This is a genomic window from Lentimicrobium sp. L6 (genome assembly GCF_013166655.1).
GTDB lineage: Bacteria > Bacteroidota > Bacteroidia > Bacteroidales > UBA12170 > UBA12170.
In genome coordinates this window covers 24,164-34,719 of sequence record NZ_JABKCA010000059.1, presented here as the reverse complement: position 1 = coordinate 34,719, position 10,556 = coordinate 24,164, and the positions used below count along the sequence as shown (strand labels likewise).

10 protein-coding genes are annotated in these 10,556 nt (G+C 34.0%); 5 read left to right on the top strand and 5 right to left on the bottom strand.

Features of this window, described 5'->3' with window-relative positions; translation table 11 throughout:
* Window positions 1-407 precede the first annotated feature (407 nt).
* The 5 genes from hisIE to HNS38_RS14620 all read left to right on the top strand — a co-directional run bounded on the left by hisIE (window position 408) and on the right by HNS38_RS14620 (window position 5,820).
* Window positions 408-995, top strand: coding sequence for a bifunctional phosphoribosyl-AMP cyclohydrolase/phosphoribosyl-ATP diphosphatase HisIE (gene hisIE / locus HNS38_RS14640; protein ID WP_172346647.1), 588 nt, complete (start codon window positions 408-410; stop codon window positions 993-995).
* 692 nt (window positions 996-1,687) lie between these two features.
* Window positions 1,688-2,101 carry a hypothetical protein gene (locus HNS38_RS14635; protein WP_172346646.1) on the top strand — a complete coding sequence of 138 codons (414 nt, stop codon included), beginning with the start codon at window positions 1,688-1,690 and terminating at the stop codon, window positions 2,099-2,101.
* 108 nt (window positions 2,102-2,209) lie between these two features.
* Entirely contained in the window at window positions 2,210-3,211 is a 1,002-nt protein-coding gene (locus HNS38_RS14630) for a T9SS type A sorting domain-containing protein (RefSeq protein ID WP_172281496.1), read from the top strand.
* Window positions 3,212-3,326: 115 nt separating this feature from the next.
* Complete coding sequence (locus tag HNS38_RS14625) at window positions 3,327-3,707, top strand: hypothetical protein (protein ID WP_172281494.1); 381 nt, start codon at window positions 3,327-3,329, stop codon at window positions 3,705-3,707.
* Between the two features lie 154 nt (window positions 3,708-3,861).
* Window positions 3,862-5,820: a histidine kinase dimerization/phospho-acceptor domain-containing protein gene (locus HNS38_RS14620; protein WP_172281492.1), complete on the top strand. Its 1,959-nt coding sequence runs from the start codon at window positions 3,862-3,864 to the stop codon at window positions 5,818-5,820.
* 51 nt (window positions 5,821-5,871) lie between these two features.
* On the opposite strand, the gene tal is transcribed toward HNS38_RS14620, so the two are convergent.
* From tal to purD, 5 genes are all read right to left on the bottom strand, one after another.
* Window positions 5,872-6,828 (bottom strand): transaldolase, encoded by a 957-nt coding sequence (gene tal, locus HNS38_RS14615; RefSeq protein ID WP_172281490.1) that lies wholly within the window; start codon window positions 6,826-6,828, stop codon window positions 5,872-5,874.
* 255 nt (window positions 6,829-7,083) lie between these two features.
* Complete coding sequence (locus tag HNS38_RS14610) at window positions 7,084-7,551, bottom strand: DUF4268 domain-containing protein (RefSeq protein WP_172281488.1); 468 nt, start codon at window positions 7,549-7,551, stop codon at window positions 7,084-7,086.
* A gap of 86 nt (window positions 7,552-7,637) precedes the next feature.
* Complete coding sequence (locus HNS38_RS14605; protein WP_172346645.1) at window positions 7,638-8,237, bottom strand: ribonuclease HII; 600 nt, start codon at window positions 8,235-8,237, stop codon at window positions 7,638-7,640.
* Window positions 8,212-9,216, bottom strand: coding sequence for a hypothetical protein (locus tag HNS38_RS14600; RefSeq protein WP_172281484.1), 1,005 nt, complete (start codon window positions 9,214-9,216; stop codon window positions 8,212-8,214). Before HNS38_RS14600 ends, HNS38_RS14605 begins: the two co-directional genes overlap by 26 nt.
* Window positions 9,217-9,283: 67 nt before the next feature.
* Window positions 9,284-10,555, bottom strand: a complete 1,272-nt coding sequence (gene purD, locus HNS38_RS14595; protein ID WP_172281482.1) for a phosphoribosylamine--glycine ligase — start codon at window positions 10,553-10,555, stop codon at window positions 9,284-9,286.
* Window position 10,556 lies beyond the last annotated feature (1 nt).

Sequence of the window (10,556 nt, the reverse complement as noted above, 5' to 3'; positions counted from 1 at the left end):
AAATATCACCATTAACAACTGAATTTCAGATAGTTAAAAACCGAACTCAGGTTATAAAGACGAAAATCAATCATTTGCCCCAACCCTTAAGGGAGTGATTGATGGTCTTGCGACTCTAAGAGCAAGTGGTAAAGGAAGAGGATTTGATTCCAGTCACAACAGATGTTGAAATTAATAGAGGTGTAAAATTACATACTTTCCATGTTGCTTTGGTGAGGGATAAGTTAGAAATTGATTGTTTAAATTTAAAAAAGTGAACTTAATTAAACTTGATAATTTTTTGCACCCTTTAGGGTCGGGGCAAACAAAAAAAAATAATTTTTATGATGTTTTCATAAATGACTTCGATTGACTTTAAGTTTTATTTGTCTACCTCAAAAAAATAATAAACAATAAACAAAAACACAATGAATATAGATTTTAATAAGGGTGATGGATTAGTTCCAGTAATCATTCAAAATGATAAAACATTACAAGTGTTGATGCTAGGCTATATGAATAAAGAAGCCTTTGAGAAGACACAGAAAGAGAATAAAGTTACCTTCTTTAGCAGATCGGAAAACCGATTATGGACAAAAGGAGAGGAATCTGGGAATTGCCTTTATGTAACAGATATCAAATTAGATTGTGATCAAGATACACTTCTTATCAAAGCCAATCCTATAGGCCCAACTTGTCATACGGGTAGTACATCTTGTTTTAAAGATAAAACGGCTAAAGGATTCATTTATCAGTTGGAAAGTGTTATTAACCAAAGAATAGAGGAGGATGACCAACAATCATATACCAATAAGTTATATAAAAGAGGTATTAATAAAGTAGCCCAGAAAGTAGGAGAGGAGGCTGTAGAATTAGTGATTGAGTCTAAAGATGACAATGACGATTTATTCTTGAATGAAGCAGCGGATTTATTATATCATTATCTCATTCTATTAAAAGCAAAAGGTTTTAAATATGAAGAGGTTGAGGCTGTGTTAAAAACTCGGATGAAGTAAATATAAGGCTAACAAACATAATTTTTAAATCAATACTGTCCAAAAGAAGAGTTCCATATTAAAAAAGATTCTTCACTTCATTTCATTACGTTCAGAATGACAGGGTGTTAGAGTTTGACAGGAAGGAAGAAGGGCTTTGCTTTTGGCATTGAAAAAAGCAAAGCCCTTCTTCCTAAGAGTTGTCAAAACACCTGTCATTCCGATGCGTAGCGAGGAATCTTTAATAATTATTAGGACGCTATTGTTTTTAAATTGAGGTGTTCAATTACTTAATAGCTTAATAGTGTCTGATTCAGTATGCTATAAGTTTTTTTTTACTAAACTGTAGAGCTAATTGTTTTGGAGCATACTTTTTTCGCTCCCCTTGGGGTTGGGGAAAATGTAAAAAGACTGAATATCATTGTATTATGTGTTTTTATTCTAGATTTGAATAAGTACTTATCTAAACACTTCAATCTTTAAAAAAAGAGATCCACTAATTACACTGATTTCAACGGATTAATTAAAATCGATGCTTTGTAAAGCTAATCATCAATTTAAAATAGTCTTATTTAGTGATAATAAGTGGACAAAGAAAAATGGAATAATTCCTTTTATTAAAGTAATGAGTCTTTCTGGATTAATAAATTATCACCAATTTGCTGAGATAATCCTAATATTTATTAGTTTTGAAAATAATCAAATTCAAAATTATGAAATCAATTCTAAGAAATATTTTAGCTGTTTTAATAGGGATAGTGGTAGGCGGATTTGTCAATATAACTATTATTACATACAGTGGCTCTATCATTCCTCCCCCTGAAGGGACTGATATGACTACAACAGAGGGTTTGATAGCTGCAGCAGACTTATTGCAACCCATTCATTATTTAATGCCATTTTTAGCACATGCTTTGGGTGCATTTGTTGGAGCTTTAATAGCAGGACTTATTGCAGCGACTCATAAAATGACCTTTGCATTGTCTATTGGACTTGTTTTTTTAATAGGTGGGATTATGATGGTTTTATCGGTCCCTTCTCCAACTTGGTTTATCGTGGTTGATTTGGTTCTAGCCTATATTCCAATGGCTTATTTTGCTGGTAAAATGACAACGAATAAGGCTTAAACTATCAAGTATAATTATTTAGAGCCCAAATAATACGACATCTGTCGTATTGTTTGGGCTCTTCATTTTTTCTTCTTTTGTTTTATTATTCATCCTAAAACAAAAATTATGAAGAAAATCTATTTTACTCATTTGAGAATGCTTTTGCTTTCAATGGCTTTTTTTATCATTGGCGATTCCTATGCACAGCCTGCTTTCACAAGTTCTGATATGCCTAATATTGGAGATAGTGACTCTATTATTTTTATTCCAGAGAGTAATTTTCAGCATGATTTAGAATTGGAAACTGGACCTGATTATACTTGGGATTTTTCTTATTTGCCATTTGAAAGCTATGCCAGCTTTGTGAATGTGGATTCATATAGAGAGAAACAACACGATATGGCAGAATACTTTCCTGATGCAGCTTTCGAACGACATACCAATGGAGTGAGTGGAGAACTCTTGGGCTATTATGATTTTCAGAATGATACTTTGATGATGTATCGTTATCGTCCACCATCAGCATCAGGTTGGTTTCCTCCTATTGCATTAATGGCTTTCCCACTAGAGTATGGTGAAACTTCAGATATTACTTCTACTTTTTACTATGGTGATTTGGCTACAGGTGAGAGGAGGGCACAGGTAAAATATGATGGTTTCGGAACCTTAAAAATGCCCGATAATAAAACTCATAACAATGTGTTTAGAGTAAAACGAGTAGAAAAAGATACCACCTTTGTTACTCAAAGTTCCATTACCTATATATCCTATTTATGGTATAAACAAGGTGGTGAAATTCCCTTGTTAGAAGTGAAATATAATGGTAGTCCAAATAATTACATCATTTTTGGAAGTAAAGCCAATGGTTCACAAACAGGACTCCAAGAACTTGTTGAACTCAAAGGCTTGTCACTGTATCCGAACCCAGCTCAGAGCTATATAAAACTTGATTTACAAAATCCAGAAAAAGTTTTAGAACTTAACCTCCTCAATTCGCTGGGGCAGACTATTCAAAGTTTTGAACAGCTCCCTGAAAGTATTGTTGTGCAAGATTTACTTCCTGGCTATTATTATATCCAAGTGAAATCGAAGAATGAAATTGCTGGAGAGATCTTTGTCAAAAAGTAGTCAAGTAGTGTTTAGAAGATTCTTTAAAAGTCCAGTATTTTTTATTGGGCTTTTTAATTGAGCTATTGCATACTTATTACCTTTGCAAAATCTCAACCATAAAGCAAGAAATACTATGCAGCTAGATTTTATAGAAAATATTAATGAGTTTGGAGAGAGTCTAATCCGTCTCTATGATTTTGATAGTTCGGAATCCCTACTTTTTAAGGAGTTAATAGAGGAGCTTATCATTAAACAGAATAAAAAGATGAATTTAGCTGCGATAGATTTTATAGAGCCACGTAATTGTAATATGATTATGGGCATTGGTAAAGAAGATGATGGCATTCTTACTAAAGACAATGAAACCTTCTTTTGTATTCTGACCAAAGAAACATACCAAAATATGGTAAAGCTTATTCAACCTTTCTGTGAAAAGGAAACTAAAGCTCATCAGCTTCTTTATGATATTGATAACCCAATTGATTTTCTTTTTGCTCCAGCAGGTACGTGGTAGGTGTTTTATAGCTGCTTTTTAACCTCTTTTTTCGTGTGAATTGTTTATTTTGAATGATTTTAAATTAAGAGTTCTGAATATTTTTCATTATATTTGAATACCAATTTTAATATTTTGAATAATAGAATGCTCATTTATCTATAAACTAAAATAATTGAAAAGAGTACTTACCATATTAGCTTTATTGATATTAGTCACATGGAATGTTGATGCCCAAAGAATAGTAAAGGTAGGAGCTTTTAGTTTTCATCCTGGTATATTTCAAGATGAGGATGGTGAAATAAAGGGATTCTATGTGGATGCATTAAACGAGATTGCTACCAAAGAAAATATCCAATTCGTTTATGTGTTTGGAACCTGGAACGAAGGTTTAACACGAATTAGAAATGGGGAGGTCGATTTATTAACCAGCGTTGCTTATACCGAAGATAGAGCCGAGTTCCTAGATTATTCTTCTGTTCCTTTACTTACGGTTTGGAGCGAAGTCTATGTGGATCCACATAGCGAAATTCAAGGTGTTTTAGATTTGGAAGGAAAGGTGATTGCAGTAATGAAGTCTGACCAAAATGGAGCGCATTTAAAAGAGCTAGTAAGTAAGCTCTCCATATCTTGTACCTTTTTCGAAACAGCAGATTCTCCCTCTGTATTTCAGCTCATTGCATCGGGAGATGTGGATGCTGGTGTTGTTAACAATACCTATGGAGCTCCAAATCACAGGCAATATGGCCTCATGTCCACTGGAATTGTTTTTAATCCCTTTGATATCTTCTTTGCTGTGAAGAAAGGTGAGAATGAAGACTTAATCAATACACTCAATACCTATTTATTAAAATGGCAGCATGATAGAAATTCCATTTATAATGTAGCTCGTCAGAAATGGGCTCATGGGGAAATTGGGACTTTAGTTGTATTTCCGGAATGGTTGCAACAATTAATCATTTTTATCATTCTTGTGATTTTAGCATTAGTTATCTTTATTGCCTTATTAAGGTATAGAGTAAAGCAAATCACACAAAAAGTTTTAAAGAGCGAGTCTGTTTTTAAAAGTTTTATGGATCATACTCCTGCTTTTGTTTATATAAAAGACCATGATCAAAATCTAGTTTATATGAACGATATGGTTAATAATATCTCAGGATTAAAGCAATCCAAGAATGGCAGCCTATTAAAACCAGTTTTTGATTCTAGTGTTGCAGCTCAAATCGATAGATATGAAAAAAACCTTTTGGATGGGGCCATGACTAGGGTCGATTTAAGATATCCATGTGTGATTAATGAGAAAAAAGTTTGGCTTCATGATTTTAAATTTGTATTAAATTTTCCAGATGAGGAACCTTCTATAGGAGGAATCTCATTTGATATTTCTAAGGAAAAAGAAATAGAAAGTGAGTTATTTGAAGCTAAGGAAAAGGCAGAGGAGAGTGATAGATTAAAGTCTGCCTTTTTAGCTAATATGTCCCATGAAATCAGAACTCCCATGAATGGAATATTAGGATTCTCAGAACTATTGAAGGATCCAGATATCAGCGGCGAAGAGCAAAAGGAGTATATCAAGGTGATAGAGAGGAGCGGGATGCGCATGTTGAATATCATCAACGATATTGTTGATATTTCTAAAATTGAATCTGGATTAATGTCGTTAAATAAATCCAAGATAAGTGTAAACGCAAGTCTAGATGATATTTATGCCTTTTTTAAGCCTGAGGCTGATTTAAAAGGACTTATTTTAAAATCTTGTAGAAGTTTGAAAGATAATGAAGTCATAATTTCTACAGATGGTCATAAACTAGATGCCATTCTTGCTAACCTGATTAAAAATGCGCTGAAATATACCGATGTAGGCCAGATAGAGTTTGGCTATGAATTAAGAGGAGAGTTGTTAGAGTTCTTTGTAAAAGATACGGGGATAGGGGTGAAACAGGATAGATTAGAAGCTATTTTTGAAAGGTTTATTCAGGCAGAAGTCATTGATGTTTCAGCGCGACAAGGAGCAGGCCTAGGTTTGACTATTTGTAAAGCCTATGTGGAGATGTTAGAGGGAAGAATTTGGGCTGAAAGTGAATTTGGTAAAGGTTCCGCCTTTTACTTTAGCATCCCTTATTCTAGGGTATAAAAAAAGGACTTGTTTGAGAAAACAAATCCTTCTTTCTAAATTTAATATATCTTACATCTTAGCGGCTATAAATACTTCTAGTTTCACTAAATCAACGCTAAATTTACGAATACCTTCGGAGAGCTTTTCAGTGGCCATGGCATCCTCATTCATCTGCCAACGGAAAGAAGCTTCATCAGTTGATATCTTCTCAATTTCTAAATCTTTAGCTGTTTCAGGATTTAATTTTTGTGTGATTTCAATTTCGTTTTGCTCCAATTCAGCTAATAAATTAGGAGAAATAGTTAATAAATCACAACCTGCTAATTCAATAATTTCTTCTTTATTACGGAAACTAGCACCCATAATCTCAGTGCTATGGCCAAATTTCTTATAATAATTGAAAATTTCAGTAACAGATAAAACGCCTGGGTCTTCAGGAGCTGCAATATGACTGACTCCTCTATCTTTTTTATACCAATCGAGAATACGACCTACAAATGGAGAAATCAACTGAACACCAGACTCAGCACAAGCAACAGCCTGAACCTTGCTAAATAATAAAGTAAGATTAGTATGGATGCCTTCTTTTTCAAGTATTTCTGCTGCTCTAATTCCTTCCCAAGTAGCAGCTATTTTTATGAGGATTCTTTCTTTATCAATTCCTGCGGCAGCATAAAGTTCAATCAATTGATGAGCTTTTGCAATGGTTTTTTGAGTATCAAAAGAAAGACGAGCATCCACCTCTGTACTCACACGACCGGGAACGATTTTCAAAATTTCTAATCCAAAGTTTACAGCCAAAACATCTAATGCATGCTCCAATTGTTGAGCCTTATCATCGCTATATTTTTTAGCAGCTTCTAAAGCTAGATCTACCAGGTGAGCATATTTACTATCCTGTGCCGCCATATAAATTAATGATGGATTGGTAGTTGAATCTAATGGTTTAAACTGATTAATAGACTCGAAATCTCCAGTGTCTGCCACTACTTTTGTGAATTTCTTTAATTGTTCTAAGCTGTTCATTATATGTTGTTTTTTGTTGTTTTTTAATAGCTTTTATCTCATCAGTTTTGCCCCAACCCTAAAGGGAGCCTGATGAGCACTTTCTCCGTAATAGACATTTAGTTTTAACTATTAACTATCACTTGTTAGCTCTCTTTTGTTGCATCACCTTCGACATGCCTGTTTAACGACTAGGTAGACTCAGGCAACTTAGATTAACTGTTTCAAACCTAACTATTCACTGTTAACTGTTAGTTGTTCACTATCAACTGTTAACTAAATTTCTCTCTGTACCTTTAAAATATCCTTATACTCCTCCAGCCAATCTTCAAACTTAATCATATTTTCAAAAAAGAATTCATAAACCTCAGGCCAGCATTCCTTATTCATGATATTGACATTGTGTTTGTAAACAGCTATTCTAATGATATCTTTTCCACTATCAAGCGTAAACATATCATCCCAAACCACTTCTTGCTCAAAAAGTTCGTTTAATAAAACTTTTAAACCGAGTAGTTTATTCCAGTATGCCACCTTGCTTTCAAGCGATTTTGAAACCACATCGATGCCAACAGAGGCCAGTTTTCTATCTATATGAAACTTGAGGTCTAAGGCTTTTACACCAGTATATTGCATGGTCCATGTTTTAGGTTTCCCTAATTTACGCCTCTTGGGAGCGGAGAATTTTTGGAATTCATCCCAAAATTCAATCCTTGTGTTTTTTATTTCTTCTTTCTTGTACAAATCGCTTGCAAAAATAAAGGTTTCTAATGAATTAGGATAGAAAATAATGGATAATTAGCAATCATTTTATTATGAAGGTATCAGGTTTAAACTTTTAATTTCAATTGTTCCGTCATATTAAAAGTCATTCGATGATGAATTGTTGTTCCATGTTCGGCAATGGCTTTCTTATGAAATTTGGTTGGATATCCCTTGTTCTTATTCCAGTCGTAATAAGGTGTTTCTAAATGGATTTTCTGCATATATTCATCACGATGAGTTTTGGCAAGAATAGATGCAGCAGCAATGGACATCATTTTTCCGTCTCCTTTAATAATGGTTTCATAAGGAATATCATGATAGGGTTTGAATTTATTGCCATCCACTAAGATGAGTTCAGGCTTTTGTTTTAAACCATCTAATGCTCTATGCATGCTTAAGATGCTCGCATTTAATATATTAATTTTGTCTATCTCAAGTGGACTACAGGTCCCTACTGCCCAATACAAAGCTTCTTTTTCAATAATTTCTCTCAGAATATTTCTGTTCTTTTCATTTATTTTTTTGGAATCATCTAAGAGCTCATTCTTAAAGTTCGGTGGTAATATGACTGCAGCAGCAAATACAGGACCAGCCAAACAACCTCTTCCAGCTTCGTCGCAACCGGCCTCTATAGTAACTTTAGTTGAGAAATATTCTTTCAGCATAAGCCAAATAGTATTTATTGAAAATTAAGAGGAGGATAAAAATAGTAAATACTAAATCTACCCAAAACTTTCTTGTTTTCACTGTCTTTAAATAATAACCCACTAATCCTGCAACAGGAATGAGAATGATATTTCTTGAGATGATATCTGGGCTCCATATAAATGGAAATAAGCTGATAAATAGAAACCAAAGGCTAATAGATATCTTTTTCCTAATGGCAATGATTTTACCTGGAGCTTCAGGAATAATCTTAGCTAAGCTTAATAAGATTAAAAATCCGAGGATGCTAAAGATGAAAATATGGACTAGACTATCAATTTTCGGCAATACTATAAGTTGATCTAATATTTGATCCCATTCTATCAAAACAAGATGGAGTTTGTCATTCCAATATAACCAGGTGAAAAAGAAGAGATAAGGGGTAATTAGTCCAACGAGTGTGATAGGGAAATACCTCCAGCTATAAATTTGAAATACAAAGAAACTCAACCATACTAAAATAATAAAGTATACATTTGAATAGCTTAAAAAGCTAGATAATGAGATGAATAAGGAGGCAGTGAATAAGCTATTATCAGGTTTATCATCATCAAAACCATTCAAAAGAAAGCTAAAAGCAAAGGCTAAAAGAAATAAACTGATGGTATTAATGAGCTGATATTCAAAAGGCTGTTGAAAGCTAAATAAAGCAATAATTAATAGGGAAGGGATAAAATTGAGGTGATGAACCAGTTGGTGCCTGGTGAAGAGCAATTTAACAAAAAATGCAAGAGTTAATAATAGAGCAAATTGCAAACCTTGATATAGCCAATTGATTTGTAGGCTAGGGTGTAAGCAACTCACTTTTAAAAACAGTGTATTATCGGGCCAAAAAGCAGTTTTGTCCTGAAAAAAACCTGGTATGGCCATCACTATAGCGAAAATTATAATTCCACTAATTTGAACAAAATAGGTTTTTTTAAATAGGCTTAATAACATTTGTATTTGGCTTTTAGTACTTCGCTTTTCGCTATTGGCAGATTAGGCTCTTTATATTAATTATCTTTTATAAATCGAAGCCTAAATCTTTGCGGTAATACTTGCCTTCGAAATCGACTTTCTCTGCTTTTTTATAAGAGGCTTTTAGGGCATCTTCCATAGTATCAGCTAAACTTGTAATGGCTAATACTCGTCCGCCATTGCTTACTATATTTTGCTCGTCTACTTTTGTTCCTGCATGGAATAATATGTTTTCATCAGATTCCTCCAAACCCGTGATCACTTTCCCTTTCTCATAAGCATCTGGATATCCTCCAGAAACCAACATTACCGAAGCTGCTACTTTAGCTAAGAAAGTAGTTGTCATTTCTCCAAGATTTCTGTTTGCAACTCCATTGAATAGTTCTACTAAATCAGTTTCAAGTCGAGGAAGAACACTTTCTGTTTCTGGATCACCCATTCTCACATTATATTCAATCACATAAGGATTTCCATTAACATTTATCAAACCAATAAATATAAAACCCTGGTAGTCTAGTTTATCTTTTTTAAGTCCAGAAACAGTAGGTTCTACGATTCTTTCTTTCACCAACTTCATATAGGCTTCATCGGCAAAAGGTACAGGGGAAATACTTCCCATTCCACCCGTATTAGGGCCGGTGTCACCTTCACCAATTCTCTTATAGTCTTTGGCTTCAGGCAATAAAACATAGGAATCCCCATCAGTAAGAACGAAAACAGAAAGTTCAACACCCGTTAAAAACTCTTCAATCACTACTTGGTGACCTGCAGAACCAAATTTGTCTTCAGTGATCATTTCTGTAAACACCTTAATGGCCTCCTCTAAATCAGTGAGGATAATAACTCCTTTTCCAGCAGCAAGACCATCGGCTTTTAAAACGTAAGGAGCCTTGGTGTTTTTTAAATATTCAATTCCAGCTTCCAAACTGTATTTATCAAAAGTTTGATAGGCAGCAGTCGGAATATGATGTCTTTGCATGAACTGTTTAGCAAAATCTTTACTGCCTTCTAATTCCGCAGCTTCTTTTTTAGGACCAATAACTGAGATGTGTTTTAATTTTTCATCAGCAACAATTCTATCATGAATACCCTCTACTAAAGGTTGCTCAGGGCCAACAACTATCATATCTACCTTCTCGGTAAGAAGAAAATTTGTCAATGACTGATGGTCATCAATATTAACAGAAACATTGGTTCCGTATTTAGAAGTGCCTGCATTTCCAGGGCAAATGAATAATTGTTTTAATAAGGGGCTTTGGCTCATTTTCCAAGCCATGGTATGTTCTCTTCCGCCAGATCCTAAAAGTAAAATATTCATA

Excerpts from the sequence above, each read along its gene's own strand:
- tal (WP_172281490.1), bottom strand. The coding sequence starts at position 6,828 with ATGAACAGCTTAGAACAATTAAAGAAATTCACAAAAGTAGTGGCAGAC.
- hisIE (WP_172346647.1), top strand. The coding sequence starts at position 408 with ATGAATATAGATTTTAATAAGGGTGATGGATTAGTTCCAGTAATCATT.
- HNS38_RS14605 (WP_172346645.1), bottom strand. The coding sequence starts at position 8,237 with ATGCTGAAAGAATATTTCTCAACTAAAGTTACTATAGAGGCCGGTTGC.
- HNS38_RS14625 (WP_172281494.1), top strand. The coding sequence starts at position 3,327 with ATGCAGCTAGATTTTATAGAAAATATTAATGAGTTTGGAGAGAGTCTA.
- HNS38_RS14630 (WP_172281496.1), top strand. The coding sequence starts at position 2,210 with ATGAAGAAAATCTATTTTACTCATTTGAGAATGCTTTTGCTTTCAATG.
- purD (WP_172281482.1), bottom strand. The coding sequence starts at position 10,555 with ATGAATATTTTACTTTTAGGATCTGGCGGAAGAGAACATACCATGGCT.
- HNS38_RS14600 (WP_172281484.1), bottom strand. The coding sequence starts at position 9,216 with ATGTTATTAAGCCTATTTAAAAAAACCTATTTTGTTCAAATTAGTGGA.
- HNS38_RS14635 (WP_172346646.1), top strand. The coding sequence starts at position 1,688 with ATGAAATCAATTCTAAGAAATATTTTAGCTGTTTTAATAGGGATAGTG.